Source organism: Actinocorallia herbida, assembly GCF_003751225.1.
Lineage (GTDB): Bacteria > Actinomycetota > Actinomycetes > Streptosporangiales > Streptosporangiaceae > Actinocorallia > Actinocorallia herbida.
Genome location: NZ_RJKE01000001.1, coordinates 1373895 through 1393410, shown reverse-complemented (window position 1 = coordinate 1393410; position 19516 = coordinate 1373895). Strand labels below are relative to the sequence as shown.

The window sequence follows — 19516 nt, the reverse complement described above, 5'->3', positions numbered from 1 at the left end:
CGGTTACCCGCGCGTACCGATGTGTTCGGCACACAGCCCCCATTGTCCGTTTCGACCGGTCCACCGCGCCAGCCCCTCCGAATCCCTCGGCCCGCGCCTGCCGTGCCCGCCCCCGCGGACGACCCGGCTCAGCCCGCGGCGGCCACCTCGACCCGGCGCTTCAACCCCTTGAGCGCGGAGTCGATGATGACCTTCTCGGCCTTGCGCCGGATCATCCCGATCATCGGGATCTTCACGTCCACCGCCAGCTCGTAGCGGACCTCGGTGCCGTTCACGCCCTCGCCCAGCGCGTACCTGCCGCTCAGGCCCGACACGACCGTGCCCGGCTCGGCGAGGTCCCAGCGCAGCTCGTCCTCGCCCGACCAATGACAGCGGACGCTGTAGGTGTCCTTGATCGGCCCGGACGCCAGCGTCATCCGCACGACCTCCGGCCTGCCCTGCGCGTCGGAGCTGACCACCTCGGCCGCGGAGATGCCGTCGGCCCACTGCGGGTACGCGGCGTAATCGGCGATCACCCCCATGATCTTCGACTTGGCGGCGTTGATCGTGATGCTGGAGCTCGTCCGGTCGGCCATCGCGTCCCCTTCGTCATGGTCCTATGCCGGAGATTACTCCTCCAGCGACAGCACGTAAGGCTCTCCGCTCGCGCGGAAGTGCCCGACGTTGACGCACTCGGTCCTGCCGATCCGGGTGCGCGCGGCCAGCGGCTGGTGCACATGGCCGAACAGCACGTAGCGGGGCTGGGTCGCGCGGACCGCCTCCAGCAGCGCGTCGCTGCCGCGCTCGAACCGCCGGGCGACGGTGTCGTAGAGCAGTTCGGGGACCGCGGGCGGGATGTGGCAGCACAGCACGTCGACCGCGCCGACCGCGGCGACCTTGGCCGCGTACTCCTCGTCGGTGATCTCGTTCGGGGTCCGGTAGCGGGTGCGCAGGCCCCCTCCGACGAACCCGAAGGTCAGCCCGCCGATCTCCGCGGTCTGCCCGTCCAGGACGGTCTGGCCCTCCCGGACGAACTCCGGCCACAGCTCGGGAACGTCCACGTTGCCGTAGGTCAGGTAGGACGGGACGGGCATCGCCGCGAACAGCTCGCCGTACTGCCGCCGGACGGCCTTCTCGATGTACTCGCCCGGGTCGCCGTCGAGCGAGGCCCACAACCGGTCGGCCAGGGCCCGGGACTCCGCGTACTCCCCGGCGGCGCGCAGCTCCAGGTACTCCTTGGCGGCGGCCTCGCCGAACAGCTCGCCGAACATGCCGCGGGCCGGATCGGCGTAGTCGACGAAGAGGATCAGGTCGCCGAGGCAGATCAGCGCGTCGGCGCCGTCTCCCGCACGGGCCAGCGCGTCTGCCCTGCCGTGGACGTCGCTCACCACGTGGATCCGCATGCCTCCAACATAACGTCGCGGTCAGGTCAAGGAACGAGCACGCCGCGATATCCTCGAAGCCGGGGCTACCGGTCGGTAGCGAATTCACGGTACGTTCCTGGAAGCCCCACCCGCGAAGACGCGAAGGACCAGTTCAGTGCGTGAATACACCGCCCCCGCTTTGGTGGAGGTGCCCGCCTCGGCGACGACGACGGACACCGTGTTCGAGCGTGCCGCCCGCGAGCCGCGCAAGATCGCGTTCAAGCGGCCGGACGGCAAGGGCCACTGGCAGCCCGTCTCCATCGGCGAGTTCCGCGACCAGGTCGTCGCGGTCGCCAAGGGCCTGGTGGCCCTCGGCGTCCAGCCGGGCGACCGGATCGGGCTGCTGTCGCGCAACCGGTACGAGTGGACGGTCGTCGACTACGCCATCTGGACCGCCGGCGCGGTGACCGTGCCGATCTACGAGACCTCCTCGGTCGAGCAGATCACCTGGATCCTCTCGGACTCCGGCGCGTTCGGCGTGTTCGCCGAGTCCGCCGTGCACAAGGCGTCCATCAAGGAGGCCGGCGGCGAGCGCGTCTGGGTGATCGACGACGGCGGGCTGACGGAGCTGGCCGAGGCCGGCGCCGAGGTCTCCGACGAGCTGCTGGAGGAGCGCCGCACCTCCCGCTCGCTGGCCGATCTCGCCACCCTCATCTACACCTCGGGCACGACCGGCCGCCCCAAGGGCTGCGAGCTGACCCACGGCAACTTCGTGGAACTGTGCCGCAACGCGCGGGCCGGCGAGCTCGACGAGATCCTCGGCCACGCCCAGGGCTCGACCCTCCTGTTCATCCCGCTGGCGCATGTCTTCGCCCGGATGATCCAGGTGCTGGTGATCGAGTCCGGCGTGGTCCTCGGGCACAGCCCCGACATCAAGCACCTCCTGGACGACCTCGGGTCCTTCAAGCCGAGCTTCCTGCTCGCCGTGCCGCGCGTGTTCGAGAAGGTCTACAACGGCGCCGAGCAGAAGGCGATCACCGGCGGCAAGGGCAAGATCTTCGCCAAGGCCGCGGAGACCTCGATCGCCTACAGCCGCGCCCTGGACGCCCAGGGCGGACCCGGCCTCGGCCTCAAGGTCAAGCACGCGGTGTTCGACCGGCTCGTCTACGGCAAGCTGCGCGAGGCGGTCGGCGGGAACGTCACCCACGCGGTGTCCGGCGGCGCCGCGCTCGGCGATCGGCTCGGCCACTTCTTCCGCGGCGTCGGGATCACCATCCTGGAGGGCTACGGCCTCACCGAGACCACCGCGCCCCTGTCGGTGAACACCCCGCGGCACATCAAGATCGGCTCGGTCGGCCGACCCCTGCCCGGCACGTCCATCCGGATCGGCGAGGACGGTGAGGTGCTCGCCAAGGGCATCGGCGTGCTCCCCGGCTACTGGAACAACGAGCAGGCCACCAAGGACGCGATCGAGGACGGCTGGTTCCACACCGGCGACCTCGGCGCCCTGGACGACGAGGGCTTCCTGTCGATCACCGGGCGCAAGAAGGAGATCCTGGTGACCGCGGGCGGCAAGAACGTCGCGCCCGCCCCGCTGGAGGACCGCGTCCGGGCGCACCCGCTGGTCAGCCAGTGCCTGGTGGTCGGCGAGGGGCAGCGGTTCGTCGCCGCCCTGGTGACCCTCGACCCCGAGGCGATCGAGCCGTGGCAGGCCTCCCACGGCCTGGCGGGCAAGTCGATCGCGGAGCTGGCCGAGGAGCCCAAGGTCATCGCGGAGATCGCCAAGGCGGTCGAGTCGGCGAACCTGTCGGTGTCGCACGCCGAGCAGATCAAGAAGTTCAAGATCCTGCCCGACGACTTCACCGTCGAGAACGACTACCTGACCCCGTCTCTCAAGGTGAAGCGGCACCTGGTCGTCACCGGCTTCGCGCCGGTGATCGAGGAGATCTACCGGTAGTCCCGGACAGGACGTACCCAGGATCTACCTTTCGCCGGTTCCGCCCTGGTTCATCCCCATCAATACTGAGTGTCAACCGATGGATGGTTTCCGTGACCGTCCGTGAAGGGGGTTGACCAGCGATGGCCCGGCTATCACGCAACGAGATCGAAGAGGGCACCCAGAACGACCGGCGGCGCTCGGCGCGCAACAAGCAGCGCCAGACGACGACGCAGGCCAAGACGGGAAGGCACGCGGCGGCCAAGAAGTCCCTCCCGCTGCGCCGAGGCCAGGGCCGCTGACCCTCTGGCCACCCGGGAGGCGCACCGCCTCCCGGCCGCACGACCACGACGCCGGCGCTCCCCGTGAGCGCCGGCGTCCTCGTGCCGTCAGGCCCGAGCGTCGGAGCCCGTGCGTCAAGCGGGCGGGCGGCCCTCCAGGACCGCGGCGAACCTCTCGGCCTGGCGCGACCAGGTCCACTCGCGCTCGACCCAGGCCCTGCCGCGCTCCCCCATCGTGTGGGCGGCCGCCGGATCGGCGAGCAGCCGCGCGACCGCGTCGGCCACCGCGCCGGGCGACCGGCCCGGCACCACGGTCCCGGTCTCGCCCTCCAGGACGGCGTCGGGCGCCCCGCCGGAATCGCCCGCGACGACCGGGAGGCCCGTCGCCGACGCCTCCAGGTAGACGATCCCGAGCCCTTCCACATCGAGGCCGCCGCGCCGGGTCCGGCACGGCATCGCGAACACGTCGCCCGCGTCGTAGTGGGCGGGCAGTTCGCGCCACGGCACCGCGCCGGTGAACACCACCGAGCCGCGCACCCCCGCCTCGTCGACCAGCCGTTCCAGCTCGGCCCGGTGGGGGCCGCCGCCGACGAGCAGGAGCATCGCGTCCGGCACCCGGGCGCGCACCGCGGGCCACACCCGGATGAGGGTGTCCTGGCCCTTGCGCGGCACCAGCCGCGACACGCACACCGCCACCGGCCGCCCGTCGAGCCCGTGGCGCTTGCGCACCTCCGCGCCGCCCGCCCCGGCCCGGAACACCGACTCGTCGACGCCCGGGGCGAGCCGCGTCATCCGGGCCGCGGCCTGCGGGGACAGCGCGGCGGCCATCCGGGACCTGGTGTAGTCGCCGAGGTAGGTGAGCACGTCGAGCCCGTCGCCGATCCTGCGGAGCAGGCCGCGCGCGGCGGGCAGCTGCGCCCAGGCCGCCTCGTGCCCGTGGGTGATCCCCACGGCCCGCCCGAGGCCCGCGCGGCGCAACGCGGGCGCGAGCAGTCCGAGCGGCGCGGCCGCGCCGAACACCACGGTGTCGCACCCCTCCGCCCGCGCGATCTCGCGCGCCCGGCGCAGCACCGACGGCTCCGGCAGCATCAGCGACGTCGGGTGCCGCACCACCGGGAACGGCTGTGCCGCGTCGAACGCCCGATCGCCCTTCCACCGCGGCGCGTACACCACCACCGAGTCCTCGGGCCTGCGCAGCGCGAGCTGGTGGACGAACTGCTGGATCCCCCCCGCACGCGGCGGAAAGTCATTGGTCACTATGAGGCTCTTCATCGCACCCCAACAATGCCAGCACCCCGGCGATGCCCCGGACCCGCCCATACCGCCCCGCGCCCCACCCGCTCCGGCCCGGAGACGAGCCTCCGGCGAAGCCGGGCCCTCCGAGGGTCCGGCATCGGGCGCGTGGGGACAGGCCGGTGGGGGGTGCGGGTCAGCTCAGGTGGGCGCGCAGGTAGGAACGCCAGGCGGGGACGATGTCGGCGGTGCCGAGGACGTCGCGTAGCGCGTCCTGCTCGGGGCGGGTGCGGGCGGCGCGGTAGAGGGCGACGAGCTTGTCCCGGCCGTGGGTCTCGGCGATCATGCGGCAGGCCAGCCAGGCCTCTTGGTAGGACTGGCTGAGACGGGGCGAGGAGCCCGCGAAGGCGTCGTGGCCGGGCAGCGCGGAAGGCAGTTTTCCGGCTTTGACCTCGCGGGCGAGCTCCGCGGCGGCGGCGCGGTCCGCGGCGCCGGAGTCCAGATAGCCGACGTAGTCGGCGAAGCCCTCGACGAGCCAGAGCGGCGTCGTGGTGTCGGAGGCCGCGTCCACGGCGATGTGGGTCAGCTCGTGGGTGAGGACCACCCGGCGGCCCAGCGCGCTGAGGCGGGGCCAGGCTTCGGGCGAGACCAGGATCCGGGCGGGCGGCGGGCTCCCGTCGGCGTTCTGCGGGGCCGCGGCCAGCGCGGCGATCTCGGCGAGGTCCCGGTCCCCGGCGAGGGCCCTGGCATGCTCGCCGTCCACCGGGACCAGCGCGACGGCCTTGCGCGCCCAGTCGCGGCCGACGACCGCGGTGACGGCCGGGGCGGCCCGGTCGAGCCCCGCGGCCACCTGGTCCAGCGGCCCGGCCCCCACCACGAGGCAGGACTCCCCCCGGACGGCCGTGACCGGCCCGCGCGACCAGATCTGCGGGTCGTCGGCGTGCCCGTCGCCACCATCGCCGGTGAGCCCGGACGGGCCCACCCGCAGATAAGCGGTCCGCACCACCTCGGCGGTGTCGAAACCGGCGTAGGAGTGGGCGGTCCTGACCCGCGCGAGGGTCCCGTCGAAGGACTCGACGGTCTCCCGCCACGACGCCAGGGGCAGCGCGGCGAGCACCGCGAACAGCTCCTCCTGGCGGGCGAGGAACCCGGGCTCGGCAGGGTCCACCGCGGCCAGAAAGGCCGGCTTGTCCTTCGCGAGCACGGCCGCCGACCGGGCTTCGAGCAGGGCTTTCACCGCGCCGGTGGCCGGATCCGTCGCCGTCGGCGCGGGGTCGGCGCGGCAGCCCGCGAGCAGCCCGGCCGCCGCCGTCAGCGCCCCGGCGCGCAGCACCGCGCGGCGGGTGCGGACGCGCGAAGGCCCCGGTGCGTCGGACTCCATGGGCAGCGATCCTATGACCGCGCCCGGATTCCGAGGCACCGGGGCCTTTCGGTTGATCGGCTTCAGTACGCGAGCCGTCAGCTCTTGTACTCGGGGTAGCCGTACCCGACGATCTGGCTGGCGTCCCGGACCTTCTCCTGGACCTTGTTGCCGGTGTTGCCCTCGACGGTGTGGATGGTGCCGTCGTCGTCGACGTGGTCGACGATGCCGACGTGCACGATGCTGTCGAGGTCCTTCTCACCGTTCCAGTTGAAGAACACGATGGCGCCGGGCTTCGGGGTGGTGCCCCAGCGGCCCTCTTCCTTGAACCACTTCGCGTGCGCGACGGTCCAGGCGTCCTGGCCGACGGTGTCCTTCATGCCGGTCTGCTCGGCGACCCAGGAGACGAACATGTTGCACCACTCGGCGTCGAGGTAGGCGGAGCGGCTGCCTCCGTCGCGGGCCACGGTCTCGCCGGCCCGGTCGGTGTCGGCGTACCACTCGCCGAACTTGGTCTCGCCGCTGGCGTCCTCGGACTGGCCCAGCTGGGTCTTGGCCTCGGCGACGAACTGCTTGGCGGTGACGCCCGCGATGGCCTGCTTCTCGTCGCTGTCACGCGAGCTCTGGGCGCCGGCGCGGTCCTCGGAGGTGGTGCTCGACGAGGCCTTGGACTTGTCGTCCAGCTTGACCTGGATGGCCGACAGGCCGCCCTTGCTGACGCCGCTGAGGCCGGCGAGGTTCAGCGCGGAGGCGGTGACCTCCGAGGAGGTCTTCGTATTCTCCTCGACCGTGTTGGCGTGCGCTGCGGCGCCGAAGGTGCTGCCGAGGAGGCTGGCGGCGAGGAAGCCACCGGTGAGCTTGAGGGTCAGGGCGGTCTGCTTGGCGTGACGACCGGACATAGTTTGCTTCAACTCCTGTTTCCATGCCGCCTACCGGGTTAGCTGACGGATTCGGGCCTGGAATAGCCCTACGGTGGCAAGCCACCGATTCACCCCGTGCCGATCGCTGATCGGCGAGTGGGTCCCCGGCTCCGCGCTGGGCGCGGACTCGGCGGGAGGACGGCCCCCATGTTCGAGGGCCGATCCCGCGTGCATTTGACTGATGAGGCTCGCGGCGGATCCCGGGAGGGATCGGCCGTGGGTCGGATCCGTGGCCTAGTAGGGGCGCACGGCTCCGTTGAAGTTCTGCTTGCGGTAGCTGTCGAGCAGTACCTGACGAACGTGGTCACCGGTGCGGGGAGAGTGGATCATCCACACCTTGTTGCCGGACACCTTGGAGACGATGCCGACATGGCTTCGGCCTCCGTAGAAGAAGACGAGGTCTCCGGGGTAGAGGTCCTTCCACTTGATCTTTCGCCCGAAGTGGGCGTAGATCGAGGTGGTGGTCCTCGGCAGCTTCACGCCCGCCTTGCGGTAGACGTAGCCGACCAGTCCGGAGCAGTCGAAGGAGTTCGGGCCCGCCGCGCCGTAGACGTACGGCTTGCCCTTCTTCTTCTTCGCCCAGGCCAGGGCCTTCTGCGCGATCTTCTTGCGCTGGGCCCAGGTCTTCTTTTTCTTCTTGGTGGCCTTCTGCTCCGTGGTCGTGGCTTCGACCGCGGCTGCCTGCGCCGGAACCGCGATGAGGGCTCCTGGGGCGAGTACCGATGTGGCGAGCAGGCCGGAGGCGAGCCGCACACGTCGGGCGGAAGGCAGACGAGTGCCAAGGGTGCGAGACAGGGGAATCTCCTTCTTCCATACGCCTACCGGGTTAGCTGTCGGGTGCGGGCGGAAGTGGAGAAGTGCCCTACGACCTGTCGCTTTGGGGAGCGACCGGCCGATTAACCCCTCCGCGGGCATGGCTCGAACCCTTTGGGGGTGGTTCGGGGTGCCTGCGGGTTGGGTCCCCGGCTCCGCGCGTGCGCGGACTCGGCGTTGGCCGTGGCGGAGGGCGTGATGGGGCCCGAGGAGGGCGGAGACATGAGTCCGCCGCTCGACCGCACGACTGCGGGTTGATTTGTCGGTGACGCCGACGCCCTCAAAAGGGCTCAGATCGCACTGTCCTACGCTTCACTGCGCGGCTCGGGTGTCGTCCTAGACACCGGCTCTCGGATCAGGCTGGTCGGCTGGGTACCACGGGGGGCTCCTGGGTGGAGCCACCGGTCGGCAACGTTCGGATAACGCTGCCTTCAACTCGAAGGTACCAAAGAAACAGCGAAAGGCAAATGCCCCGCAAAGATGACCACGCCCAGGTAAGCCCTGGTGAAGCGGGCTTTTGCCGGAGGGTGACACAGGTCTCACCCTGCCGGGGAGCCCTCCGGGACCTCGAAACCGCCGTAAATCAGGCGTTTCAGGGGTGTTACGCGGGACCGCGGTCGCGGCCCGCGGCTACGGCCGGCCGCCGCCGACGAAGCGGTCGCGGTAGTAGCCGGAGGTAATGGTGACGATCTCCACGTTCTTGCCCGTACGGGGGGCGTGGATCATCTCGCCGCCGCCGACGTACATGCCGACGTGGCCGAGCCCGCTGAAGAAGATCAGGTCGCCGGGCTGGAGGTTCTCGTAGGAGACGCGCTTGCTGGCGGTGTAGTTGTACTGCGAGGCGGCGGTGCGCGGGATCGCGACGCCCGCCGCGGCCCAGGACTTCGAGGTCAGGCCGGAGCAGTCGTAGCCCGTGGGGCCCGTCCCACCGTAGATGTACGGCTTGCCGAGCTGCTTGTAGGCGTAGTCCAGGGCGGTGCGGGCGGGGCCGCTGGCCGGACCGGTGTAGGTGCCGCCGACAGGGCCGTTCGTCGTCGCGGTGTCGCCGCCGAGGCTCTCGACGAGGTCCTTCTGCTTGTCGATGGCCTTGTCGATCACCGCCTTCTGGTCCTTGATGTCCTTGACCTTGGCGTTGACCTTGTCGAAGGCGTCCTGGGCGTTGCCCTTCTCGCGCTCCATCCGCTGGGTGGAGGCGAGGAAGTCCTTGATCTTGTCGCCGCGCTGGTTCGTCACGTGGGAGAAGATCGACACCTGGTCGAGGACGTCCTGCGGGTCGCCGGAGGACAGCAGCGTGGTGATGTCGCTGATGTCGCCGGTCTTGTAGGCGTCGGCGGCCATCTGGACGACGCCCTCGCGCGCGTCGTCGTAGGCCTTCTGCTCGCGGGTCGCCGCCTTCTTCGCGGAGGAGAGCTTGCGCTTGGCGACCTTGAGGTCGCCGTTCAGGGCGTTGAACTTGTCGACGAGCTGCTCGACCTGCTCGGTGAGCTTGTCCAGTTTCTTCTGCGCCTCGGCCTGGGTCGGCTCGGCGAGGGCGGCCCCGGGGACACTCCAGACGAGGGCGGCGGCCAGGCAGGCGACGGCCAGGCTGCGGTACTTCGGAGTGTCTACGGCCACAGCGGAAAACGCCCCTTCTTGCACTGGTTTGTCAGCGGTTGACCCTAGTGCGGAAGGCGGCCTCTCACAACCGGAACGCCGCTATTTCACGGTTTTCTCACGCCTCGCGGGTTTAGCCGGGATCCCGCCGCGTCAGGGCAGCTCAGCGCCCGCCACACGCCCGTCACACGATCGGCACGCAGCCGCCACGCAGCCGTCGGACCGGGCCGTCGGACCCGGGGCGGGAAGAGCGCTGGAAACGGGGGTAGTGAACTGTTGCCCGCTGAGTGTTCAGGAGTGTTCGGAAGCGTCCACAAGGTCGTGTGCGTGGTGTCGGTGGTGCTGGTCGTCGTGTCCCCGGGTCGGGGTGCGGCCGCTGGTTCCGGCGGCATGGCGTGGATTGTGTGTTGTCCGATTCCCCGGACATGGCCCTGGCATCGGGATTAGGTTCTCGATCGGTCACGTTCGGTGACTTCGGCCAGGTGAAGGGGGTCGTCTGCTGTGGGTGTGTCGATGCCGCTGCGGTCGATGGCCGCGCCGTTTCTGGTTGCGGAGGCTTGTGGTGTGTCGGTGCGGACCCGTCTGAAAGGCCTCACCGCCCGGGACGAGGAGGTGCTGCGTCGGGTCGGCGCGCATCTGGGATCGCTGGCGTCCCGGGACCTCAAGGTCCGCTGCGGTGACGGGCTGGGCCACAGCGCACGGCGGTGGGCCGAGCGCAAACGGGAGCCGACCGCGGGATCGTCATCGAGGTGGGCGGGCGCGATCACGAAGGCCTCCCATGATCAGTGGGCGCTGGCCCGCCGCTCCCAGACCTCCCACATCACGACCCTCGACGCCGCCATCACCACGATCACTGGTCGGCTTGCTCTGCCGGTCGGGCAGAAGGGCGCTCGGGGCGTGCCGGGAGGGTACCGGTCAGCAGCGGAGTGGTTCGGCAAGTCCCGTCGCCTCACGGTGCTGAAGCAGCGCCGGCAGCAGGTCGCAGCGGACAGGGCCGACGGCCGGGTACGGGTGGTGCGGGGCGGAAAGGCACTCGCTCGTGGCCGGCATCAACTGGAGGCCGCCGGGATGAGTGAGGAGCGGTGGGAGGCGGCCCGCTGGTTCCTGTCCGCGGATGGCGAGACCGGCAAGCGGTACGGCAACGAGACCCTGCGCGTCACTCCCGATGGGCAGGTGTCGATCAAGCTGCCCGCCCCGCCGGCCGGTCTCGCCAACGCCCCCCACGGCCGGTACACGCTGGCCGCCCGCGCCTGCTTCGCCCATCGGGGCCGGGAGTGGGCGGATCGGGTCGAGGCGGACCGGGCGGTGGCCTACCGCATCCACCTCGACCCCGCCCGAGACCGCTGGTACGTGGACGCATCCTGGCAGCGGACGCCCGCGCGAGTGGTCCCGCTGGAGGCCGCGCTGGCTGCTGGTGTGGTCGGGGTCGACACCAACGCCGACCACCTCGCCGCCTGGCACCTCAACACCCGCGGCAACCCGATCGGAAGGCCCCGCCGGTTCTCCTACGACCTGTCGGGCAGCGCCCCGCATCGGGACGCGCAGCTCCGCCACGCCCTCACCCGACTGCTGCACTGGACCCGGCACCTTGGCGTGGCGGCGATCGCCATCGAGGACCTCGACTTCACCGACGTCAAAACCCGCGAGAGGCACGGCAGACGGCGCCTGCGGCAGGTCGTCCACGGCATCCCGACGGGCCGCTTGAAGGCCCGGCTGGTGTCGATGGCCGCCGAACAAGGGATCGCGTTGGTGGCGGTGGACGCGGCCTACACCAGCCGGTGGGGAGCGCGGTATTGGCAGCAGGCCACCAGCACGCGCAAGATCAAGACCAGCCGTCATGAGGCAGCGAGTCTCGTGATCGGACGGCGCGCCCAAGGCCATGGCGCCCGGCGACGGACGGCACCGCCCCCACACCACCAGAGCGATGATGCGGGGCATCGGACCGTCCAGGCCCGGCACCACGACCCCAGGCGTGAGGAACCCCGCCCCGCCCGGACCGGAGGGCGGACACGATCCGCCGCTCCACCGGGCGCGTGAAAGCCGGGGGACCAGTCTGTCCAGCACCGTTCGGGACAGACGCACTCACCTGGGAGGACACTCCTGGACAGTGCTCAGGAACGGTCAGAAGCGGCCGAGGCGCTTGAGGAGAAGGCCCGCCGTGGCGGTCCTGCCGCCCGCGCGGCGCGCCGACGCCGCGACCTCCTGGTCGGAGGAGACGACGACGAAGACCCTGCCCGGCGGCTCGGCCTGGACGAGTTCGGCGATCAGCTCGTCGGCGATCTGCCCCGGCCTGCTGAACAGCACCCGGACCCCGCGCGGCGCCTGCACCGCGACATGCCCCTCCACCTGGGCGCCGTCGAAGACCGCGGTGATCTCCGCGTGCGTCTGGGAGTACAGCCCGCCGAGCCCGCTGATCAGCCGGGCCCGCTGGTCGGCCAGCGGCAGCTCGCCGTAGCCGGTCTTGGTGACGTTGTAGCCGTCGACGATCAGATGCGCGCGGGGCGCCATGAGCAGCTCCTGGAAGAGCTGGGCGTCCGGCTCCGCCAGCGACCTGCCGTGCGCCGCGGTCCCGGCCTCCACCGCGCCCGCGACATGGTCGGCGGGCCGGGAGATGACCGAGGGGAGGTTCAGCTCGCGCCGCACCCCCTGCGCGGCGTCGACGAGGGTGTCCAGCAGCAGCCGCAGCCTGACGTCCTCGATGCTGCGCCCCTCGCGGGCGGCCTTGCGGTGGGACTCCAGCGCCGCCTCGGCCGAGCCGAGCTTCGCCCGCACCGCCTTCAGCTCCCGCTCCAGCGCGCCGAACGCGCTCAGGGACTCCTCGCGGTCGGCCCGCCGCCCCTCATCGAGGTCCGCCGCGCGCTCGACCGCGTCGCGGGCCGTCCTGCGCTCCTCGCCGATCTTGCGGCGAAGATCCGCCACCTCGGCCTTGGCGTCCTTCAGCTCGGCCCTGAGCCTGCCCGTCTCGGCCGCGTGGGCCGTCCGGGCCTCCTCCAGCCGCTCCCGCATCGCGGCGGCCTCCTGGACGGCCTGGGACTCGCGGGCGTTCTCGGCGGCCCGGACCAGCTCGGCCCTGGCCGCCTCCACATGCGCGGGCCACCCTCCGGGACGCAGCAGATAGGCGGCCACGGCGACCTGCACCGCGTCGGCGCCCTCCGGGCGCTCCCCGCGCTCCAGCGCCTCGGCGAGCTCCGGCTCGGACTCGCGCAGGCGGTCGCCGACCTTGGCGCGGAAGACCGCGTCGGCGTCGAGCTGCTTGGCGATGACCGAGCCGCCCTCGCGCGCGCGTGCCTTCGGCCGGAACTTCACGATCCGCCTGAGCGGGAAGGGAACGTCGTCGGCGGGCAGGGCGGCCAGCACTTCGGCGGCGGCGTCGACCACGCGGCGGCGCACCGCCTCGGGCAGCGGCCCACTGAGGCTCTCGTCCGAAGTGATGGTCCCGCTCCTTTCGGTCTGTGCAGATTTTGTCACACGCGGCCCATACGGTGCCGACCATGCAAGGCGTTCAAGGCACCCTCGACGACCTCGGCACCCCGCTGGCCGAGGTCACCTTCACCGTCGTCGACCTGGAGACCACCGGCGGCTCCGCCGACGAGTGCGGCATCACCGAGATCGGCGCGGTCAAGGTCAGGGGCGGCGCGGTCATCGGTGAGCTCGGCACCCTCGTGGACTGCGGGCTGCCCATTCCCCCGTTCATCTCCGTGCTCACGGGGATCACGCAGCAGATGGTCGTCGGCGCCCCCCGGGTGCCGGAAGTCCTCGCCTCCTTCCTCGAGTTCGCGCGCGGCACCGTCCTCGTGGCCCACAACGCGCCCTTCGACGTGGGCTTCCTCAAGGCGGCCTGCGCCCGGCACGGATACGCCTGGCCCGCCTTCCCCGTCCTGGACACCGCCGATCTGGCCCGGCGCGTCCTCACCCGCGAGGAGGTGCCCGACCGCAAGCTCGGCACCCTCGCCCGCTTCTTCCGGGCCTCCACCGTCCCCGACCACCGCGCCCTGGCCGACGCCCGCGCCACGGTCGACGTGCTGCACGGGCTGCTGGAGCGGCTCGGCGCCTTCGGCGTCGCCTCCCTGGAGGAGGCCAAGTCCTTCGCCAAGGCGCCCACCAAGGAGCAGCAGGCCAAGCGGCACCTGGCCGACGCCGTGCCGTCCGGGCCCGGCGTCTATCTCTTCGAGGACGCCTCCGGGGAGATCCTCTACATCGGCAAGAGCGGCGACCTGCGCACCCGGGTGCGGTCGTACTTCACCGCGAGCGAGACCCGCGGCCGCGTCCGGGAGATGGTCGGGATCGCCGAGCGGGTGCGGACCATCCCCTGCCCGACCGCGCTGGAGGCCGAGATCCGCGAGCTGCGCCTCATCGCCGCGCACAAACCCCGCTACAACCGCCGCTCGAAGTTCCCCGAGCGGGCGATCTGGCTGAAGCTCACCGACGAAGCGTTCCCCCGGCTGTCCGTCGTGCGCGAGTGCCGGTCCGACGAGGCGGCCTACCTCGGGCCCTTCCCGTCCGCCGGGTCCGCGGAAGAGGCGCGGGCCGCCCTGTACGAGACCACGCCGCTGCGCCAGTGCAACCAGCCGCTGACCGAGCGCCGGATCGCCGCGGGCAAGACGCACACCTGCGCGCTCCCCGAGCTGGGCCGCTGCGGCTCGCCCTGCGACGGCCGCGAGACCCCCGAGGCGTACGCCGGCCACGTCGCGCTGGCCCGCGCGGCGATGACGGGCGACGCGGGGCCGGTCGTGCGCGCGGCCCGCGGCAGGATCGACCGGCTGGCGGGCGAACTGCGCTACGAGGAGGCCGCGCAGCGGCGCGACAGGCTCGCGGCGTTCCTGCGGGCCGCCTGGCGGGCCCAGCGGTTCGCCGCCCTCGCCGCCTGCCCGGAACTCGTCGCGGCGCGCCCGGGGCCGTCCGGCGGCTGGGAGCTCGCCGTGATCCGGCGGGGGCGGCTGGCCGCCACCGGCGTCATCCCGCCCGGCGCGCCCCGCTACCGGCCCTACGTCGACGCCTGCGTGGCGACGGCCGAGACCGTGCTGGACGGCCCTCAGCGCTTCGCTGCGGGCCCGGAGGAGATGGACTGCGTCCTGCGGTGGCTGGAGTCCCCGGGCGTCCGCCTGGTGGAGGTGACGGGGGTGTGGAGCTGCCCGGTCGGCGGCGCGGAAGGCATGCGGGCGTGGATCGACGGTGCCTACGGGGACCCGAAGCCCTACGCTGGCCGACGTGGCGATTCCCCTGTATGACAACCAGCCCACCAGGCGGGTCCCGCTCGTCACCTATGCCCTGATCGCCGCGAATTTCGTGGTCTTCCTGCTCACCCCGATGGCGGTCTTCGGCAACGACCACGAAGACGCGAGGTCGCTGGCCTGCGCGCAGTCGGTCTTCGTCCACGAGTTCGGCGCCATCCCCCGGGAGCTCACCTCCGACGAGACGGTCCCGCTGCCGCCCGAGGTGATCGCCGAGTGCGGGCCGCGGACCTATACCAAGGTGCCCCTGCTGTCGGCGTTCAGCTCGATGTTCCTGCACAGCGGCTGGCTGCACCTGCTGGGGAACATGATCTACCTGTTCGTCTTCGGCCAGGCCACCGAGGACCGCCTCGGCAGGCTCCGCTTCCTGCTGTTCTACCTGGTCTGCGGGCTCGCCGCCGTCTACGGGTTCGCGATCACCCAGCCGGGCGCGGAGACCCCCCTCATCGGGGCGTCCGGGGCCGTCGCGGGCGTTCTCGGCTCCCACCTGGCGATCCACCCGCGCTCCCGCACGATCGCCCTGGTCAGCGGGTTCCTGCCGTTCCGGCTCCCGGCCTGGGTGCTGCTCGGCCAGTTCTTCGTGCTCCAGTGGCTGAGCCTCGGCGCCGCCGACGATGTGGCCTACGTCGCGCACATCTACGGTTTCGCGGCCGGAGCCCTGTTCGGGCTCCTGGCCCGCAGGCCCGGCGCCATCGCCAGAGCCGCCGCCCTGGCGTCCCGCCGGTAGGTCGTGATCTCCTCTCCCCCGTTCCCCTCGTAACCTAGGAGGAACCGGACACAAAGGAGGAGGCCCCTTGATTACCGCCATCGTGCTCATCCAGACGGAAGTGGACCAGATCAACGAGGTCGCCGAGGCCATCGTGAAACTGGACGGGGTCAGCGAGGTGTACTCGATCACCGGCGACCACGATCTGCTGGCCATGGTCCGGGTACGCCACCACGACGAACTCGCCGAGGTCATCCCCGGCCGGCTCAACAAGGTCCCCGGCGTCGTGCACACCGACACCCACATCGCTTTCCGGACCTACTCCCGGCACGACCTGGAGTCGGTCTTCTCCCTGGGCATGCCGGACTGATGGTCGCGCCGGAGGCGCTCCGGGATCGGGCGCTCGCGACCCCGGAGCCGGCCCTCCGGCCTTGAGGGCCTGCGGGGCGCCTCCGGGGCGCCCGATCCGGCGGTCAGAGGTGACCACGCATGAGGGCCCGCCACCTGCTGGTGGCGGGCCCTCATCGGCTGTGTGGCAACCGGTGGGTCAGTGCGTCAGCTCTTTCTGCTGCTCTTCGTGACCGAGTTCGCCGTGCCCGTGGTGGTGCGGGTCGCCGTCGCCCTCGACCGGGATCGAGTCGGCGTTGTACCACATGGCAAGACGCGTCCGCAGGTGCCCGAGCGGGCCCTTGGTGCCCTTGGCCGGGACGCCGTTGGCGTCGACCGCGGGCAGCGGAGCCTTCGGCTCCTCCTTGGACAGCATCCTCGCCTTCTCCGACGCGGCCGGCTCCTTGTGCAGCTCGGAGAACTCGCCGTCCGGGCTCATCACGATGGTGCCGGACTCGTAGCCGTGCGCCATCGTCGCGGCGTCACTGCGCTGGAGGCCCAGGCAGATCCGCTTGGTGACGATGAACGCGATGACCGGGCCGATGAAGATGGCGAACCGGAAGAACCAGGTCGTCGAGTACAGCGACAGGTGGAACTTGTCGGCCAGCACGTCGTTGGCGCCGGCGAGCCACATCAGGCCGTAGAACGTCACCATCGCGATACCGAGGCCGGTACGGGTGGGCGCGTTGCGCGGCCGGTCGTTGACGTGGTGCACCCGGTGGTCGCCGGTGATCCAGCGCTCCAGCCACGGCCAGACGCCCGCCCCGGTGAAGATGATGCCGAGCGGCACCAGCGCCGGGATCAGCACGTTGAGGCTCAGCGTGTGGCCCCAGGCGGTGATCTCCCAGTTCGGCATGAGCCGCAGCGACCCTTCCAGCACGCCCATGTAGAAGTCGGGCTGGGATCCGGCCGAGATGGCCGACGGGTCGTACGGGCCGAACAGCCAGATCGGGTTGATCTGGGCGAACGTGCCGAGCAGCGCGATGACACCGAAGGTGTACAGGAAGTACGCGCCGGCCTTGGCCATGAAGACCGGGTAGAACGGGTAGCCCGTCACCTTGGTCTCGGTGCCGCCGGTGCCCGGCATCTGGGTGTGCTTCTGGTGCCACATGATCATCATGTGCGCCGTCACCAGCGCCAGGATGATGCCCGGGATCAGCAGGATGTGCAGGGTGAACATGCGCGGGATGATGTCCGTGCCGGGGAACTCGCCGCCGAACAGGAACATGTACCCGTACGTGCCGACGACCGGGATGGCCTCGAGCACGCCCTGGGTGATCCGCAGACCGGTGCCGGAGAGCAGGTCGTCCGGCAGTGAGTAGCCGAACAGGCCCTCGAGCATGCCGAGCGTGAACAGGCCCAGGCCGATCAGCCAGTTGATCTCACGCGGCTTGCGGTACGCGCCGGTGAAGAACACGCGGAGCATGTGCACCATGAGCGAGGCCATGAACAGGATGGCCGCCCAGTGGTGGATCTGCCGCATGAGCAGACCACCGCGGATGTCGAACGTGATGTGCAGGGTCGAGGCGTACGCCTCGGACATCAGCACGCCCTGCAGCGGCCCGTAGGAGCCGTCGTAGTGCACTTCCATCATGCTCGGCTTGAACCAGAGCGTGAGGAACACACCGCTCAGCAGCAGGATGATGAACGAGTACAGGGCGATCTCGCCCAGCAGGAACGACCAGTGGTCGGGAAAGACCTTCTTGACGTTCCGCTTCATGAAGCCGACCGTGCCGAGACGGTCGTCCACGAAGTTCAGCGGTCCTGCGACCGCCTTGGGCAGGCTCTCTTCTGCCATGGTCAGCCACGCTCCCAGAAGCTGGGCCCGATGGGCTCGGGGTAGTCACCGGTCGCGATCAGGTAGCCCTCGTCGTCGACGCCGAGCGGAAGCTGCGGCAGCGCGCGGGCCGCGGGGCCGAAGACGACCTTGGCGCCGTCGGTCGCGTCGAAGGTCGACTGGTGGCACGGGCACAGGATGCGGTGCGTGGTCTGCTCGTACAGGGCCGCGGGGCAGCCGACGTGCGTGCAGATCTTGGAGTACGCGATGATCCCGTTGACGGTCCAGTTCTCACGGCCCTTGACCGGCTTGATGAGGTCCGGCTCGATGTTGACCAGGATGGTCGACGCCTTCGCGATGAGTGTCAGCGCCTCCTCGCCCTCCTCGTGGATGCCCTCCGGCAGCACGGTGATCATGCCGCCCGGCGAGTTGAAGTCCGAGGCCTTGAGCGGGGCGTTGGTGCCGTCGACGACGATCCGGACGCCCTTCTTGCCCTCGGCCTTGGCCTTCTCCACCGCGTCGCCCCACCAGGTGCTGCGCAGGCGCTTCTCCGGCAGCGGACCGAGGTCGCGCAGCAGGAACAGCGGCGCGAGGCCGAGCGGCGCGGCGGCCAGCAGCAGCGTGCGGCGCAGCAGCGGGCGCTTGGTGAACCCGCTGTCGAGCGCGCCCTGCTGGAAGTCGCGCGCGAAGGACGCGCGGGTCGCCTCGTCGGTCGCGAGGTCGTGCCGCTCCTGCTCGATCGGCACGCTGGTCATGAGCCGGCGGAACCAGACGGTGACGCCCGCGGCCAGGGCCAGGAACGCCAGCGTCATCAGGCCGCCGAGCCACAGGTTCGACTCCTGGGCCCGGTCGATGCCGTGCATGCCGCCGTCGCGGCCGCTCCAGCCGATGAAGTAGACCATGAAGCCGACGCTCGCGGCGAAGGCGAGCAGGAACAGCGTGGCGACGATGCGCTCGGCCTTCTTGGCCTTGCGCTCGTCGAGTTCGAAGCTGACCGCGGCGGGTCCGGCCTCGTCGTCCGCGACCAGCACCTTGCCGGCCGGAGCGGTGGCCGGCGTGCCGATCACGCGCTCGGGCGCTGAGTTCTCGTTGGTTTCGTCGCTCATGACTTCTTCAGCTTCTTCGGCTTCTTGGCGGTGATCCAGATGGACGCGAAGACGAGCAGGCCGATGCCGACCACCCAGCCGACGAGGCCCTCGGAGACCGGGCCCATGCGGCCGAGGCCGGCGCCGCCCGGGTTGGGCTCCTCACGCGTGGTCTCGATGAACGCGATGATCGCGGCCTTGTCCTCCGGCGTGAGGGTGGTGTCGTTGAAGACGGGCATGGCCTGAGGGCCGGTGAGCATCGCCTCGTACAGCTGGACGGGCGTGGTGTCCATCAGGTCGGGCGCGAACTTGCCCTCGGTCAGGGCGCCGCCCTGGCCGGTGAAGTTGTGGCACTGCGCGCAGTTGGTGCGGAAGAGCTTCCCGCCCAGCGCGACGTCGCCGCCCTCCGGCACCGCCGGGACACCCGGGCCGCCACCCAGCGACTGGATGTACTCGGCGACCGCGGTCACGTTGGCCTCGTCGTCGAACGGCGCGACGACCTTCTTGCTCGGCACCTGCGCGGCCGTCGTCATCGCCGGCATGCGGCCGGTGGTGATCTGGAAGTGGACCGCCGCCGCCCCGACGCCGATCAGGCTCGGTGCGATGGTGTTGTCGGCGGCGTCCTTGGTGCCCTCGGCGTTGAGGCCGTGGCAGCTGGCGCAGTTCTGGTTGAACAGCTCCTTGCCCTTGGCGAGGTCGGCGGCCTGGGCCTGGGTGCCGGTCGCCTGAGCCTGATCGGTGGCGGGCGACACACCGGCGTAAATGGCGCCGATGGCCACCAGGGCGGCCAGCACGACGGCGTAGCCCGCCCAGGAGCGCCGGCGCCATGCGGTGAACCTAGTCACGGATGG

The 19516-nt window shown here is 71.0% G+C and carries 17 protein-coding genes and 2 riboswitches; of the genes, 6 read left to right on the top strand and 11 right to left on the bottom strand.

What is annotated here, in order from left to right:
* Positions 1 to 128: 128 nt before the first annotated feature.
* Complete coding sequence (locus tag EDD29_RS06615; RefSeq protein WP_123663299.1) at positions 129 to 575, bottom strand: SRPBCC family protein; 447 nt, start codon at positions 573 to 575, stop codon at positions 129 to 131.
* Positions 576 to 608: 33 nt separating this feature from the next.
* Positions 609 to 1382 (bottom strand): metallophosphoesterase family protein, encoded by a 774-nt coding sequence (locus EDD29_RS06610; RefSeq protein ID WP_123663298.1) that lies wholly within the window; start codon positions 1380 to 1382, stop codon positions 609 to 611.
* 136 nt (positions 1383 to 1518) lie between these two features.
* Between EDD29_RS06610 and EDD29_RS06605 the strand changes: the two genes are divergently transcribed.
* Together EDD29_RS06605 and EDD29_RS45285 are read left to right on the top strand one after the other, a co-directional pair.
* On the top strand, positions 1519 to 3300 hold the full coding sequence (locus EDD29_RS06605) for an AMP-dependent synthetase/ligase (RefSeq protein WP_123663296.1): 1782 nt from the start codon (positions 1519 to 1521) through the stop codon (positions 3298 to 3300).
* A 122-nt stretch (positions 3301 to 3422) separates the two neighbouring features.
* Positions 3423 to 3581, top strand: coding sequence for a hypothetical protein (locus EDD29_RS45285; RefSeq protein ID WP_170201312.1), 159 nt, complete (start codon positions 3423 to 3425; stop codon positions 3579 to 3581).
* A gap of 114 nt (positions 3582 to 3695) precedes the next feature.
* Here the strand turns inward: EDD29_RS45285 and EDD29_RS06600 are convergent, their stop codons facing one another.
* The 5 genes from EDD29_RS06600 to EDD29_RS06580 all read right to left on the bottom strand — a co-directional run bounded on the left by EDD29_RS06600 (position 3696) and on the right by EDD29_RS06580 (position 9500).
* Positions 3696 to 4832, bottom strand: a complete 1137-nt coding sequence (locus EDD29_RS06600) for a glycosyltransferase family 4 protein (protein ID WP_123663294.1) — start codon at positions 4830 to 4832, stop codon at positions 3696 to 3698.
* Between the two features lie 157 nt (positions 4833 to 4989).
* Positions 4990 to 6174 (bottom strand): hypothetical protein, encoded by a 1185-nt coding sequence (locus EDD29_RS06595; protein ID WP_123663292.1) that lies wholly within the window; start codon positions 6172 to 6174, stop codon positions 4990 to 4992.
* A gap of 77 nt (positions 6175 to 6251) precedes the next feature.
* A complete protein-coding gene (locus EDD29_RS06590; protein ID WP_123663290.1) occupies positions 6252 to 7052 on the bottom strand; it encodes a C40 family peptidase in 801 nt (266 codons plus the stop codon).
* Between the two features lie 12 nt (positions 7053 to 7064).
* Positions 7065 to 7216, bottom strand: a riboswitch (cyclic di-AMP (ydaO/yuaA leader).
* A gap of 91 nt (positions 7217 to 7307) precedes the next feature.
* Positions 7308 to 7826 carry a C40 family peptidase gene (locus EDD29_RS06585; RefSeq protein ID WP_246052552.1) on the bottom strand — a complete coding sequence of 173 codons (519 nt, stop codon included), beginning with the start codon at positions 7824 to 7826 and terminating at the stop codon, positions 7308 to 7310.
* A 46-nt stretch (positions 7827 to 7872) separates the two neighbouring features.
* A riboswitch (cyclic di-AMP (ydaO/yuaA leader) is annotated at positions 7873 to 8073 on the bottom strand.
* A 443-nt stretch (positions 8074 to 8516) separates the two neighbouring features.
* Positions 8517 to 9500 (bottom strand): C40 family peptidase, encoded by a 984-nt coding sequence (locus tag EDD29_RS06580; RefSeq protein ID WP_246052551.1) that lies wholly within the window; start codon positions 9498 to 9500, stop codon positions 8517 to 8519.
* Between the two features lie 549 nt (positions 9501 to 10049).
* Between EDD29_RS06580 and EDD29_RS06575 the strand changes: the two genes are divergently transcribed.
* Positions 10050 to 11516 carry a transposase gene (locus EDD29_RS06575; RefSeq protein WP_211359578.1) on the top strand — a complete coding sequence of 489 codons (1467 nt, stop codon included), beginning with the start codon at positions 10050 to 10052 and terminating at the stop codon, positions 11514 to 11516.
* A gap of 84 nt (positions 11517 to 11600) precedes the next feature.
* Here the strand turns inward: EDD29_RS06575 and EDD29_RS06570 are convergent, their stop codons facing one another.
* Positions 11601 to 12947, bottom strand: a complete 1347-nt coding sequence (locus EDD29_RS06570; RefSeq protein WP_246052550.1) for an NYN domain-containing protein — start codon at positions 12945 to 12947, stop codon at positions 11601 to 11603.
* Between EDD29_RS06570 and EDD29_RS06565 the strand changes: the two genes are divergently transcribed.
* From EDD29_RS06565 to EDD29_RS06555, 3 genes are all read left to right on the top strand, one after another.
* Complete coding sequence (locus EDD29_RS06565) at positions 12932 to 14707, top strand: DEDD exonuclease domain-containing protein (protein ID WP_425454953.1); 1776 nt, start codon at positions 12932 to 12934, stop codon at positions 14705 to 14707. The genes EDD29_RS06570 and EDD29_RS06565 overlap by 16 nt on opposite strands.
* A complete protein-coding gene (locus EDD29_RS06560) occupies positions 14688 to 15437 on the top strand; it encodes a rhomboid family intramembrane serine protease (protein ID WP_123663284.1) in 750 nt (249 codons plus the stop codon). The genes EDD29_RS06565 and EDD29_RS06560 overlap by 20 nt, the downstream gene beginning before the upstream one ends.
* A gap of 67 nt (positions 15438 to 15504) precedes the next feature.
* A complete protein-coding gene (locus tag EDD29_RS06555) occupies positions 15505 to 15786 on the top strand; it encodes an Lrp/AsnC family transcriptional regulator (protein WP_123663282.1) in 282 nt (93 codons plus the stop codon).
* Positions 15787 to 15963: 177 nt separating this feature from the next.
* On the opposite strand, the gene qcrB is transcribed toward EDD29_RS06555, so the two are convergent.
* The 3 genes from qcrB to qcrC are packed head-to-tail and all read right to left on the bottom strand — an operon-like array spanning position 15964 to position 19510.
* Positions 15964 to 17601 carry a cytochrome bc1 complex cytochrome b subunit gene (gene qcrB, locus EDD29_RS06550; protein ID WP_123663281.1) on the bottom strand — a complete coding sequence of 546 codons (1638 nt, stop codon included), beginning with the start codon at positions 17599 to 17601 and terminating at the stop codon, positions 15964 to 15966.
* Positions 17602 to 17603: 2 nt separating this feature from the next.
* Complete coding sequence (qcrA, locus tag EDD29_RS06545) at positions 17604 to 18686, bottom strand: cytochrome bc1 complex Rieske iron-sulfur subunit (protein WP_123663278.1); 1083 nt, start codon at positions 18684 to 18686, stop codon at positions 17604 to 17606.
* Positions 18683 to 19510 carry a cytochrome bc1 complex diheme cytochrome c subunit gene (qcrC, locus tag EDD29_RS06540; RefSeq protein WP_123663276.1) on the bottom strand — a complete coding sequence of 276 codons (828 nt, stop codon included), beginning with the start codon at positions 19508 to 19510 and terminating at the stop codon, positions 18683 to 18685. The genes qcrA and qcrC overlap by 4 nt, the downstream gene beginning before the upstream one ends.
* Positions 19511 to 19516 lie beyond the last annotated feature (6 nt).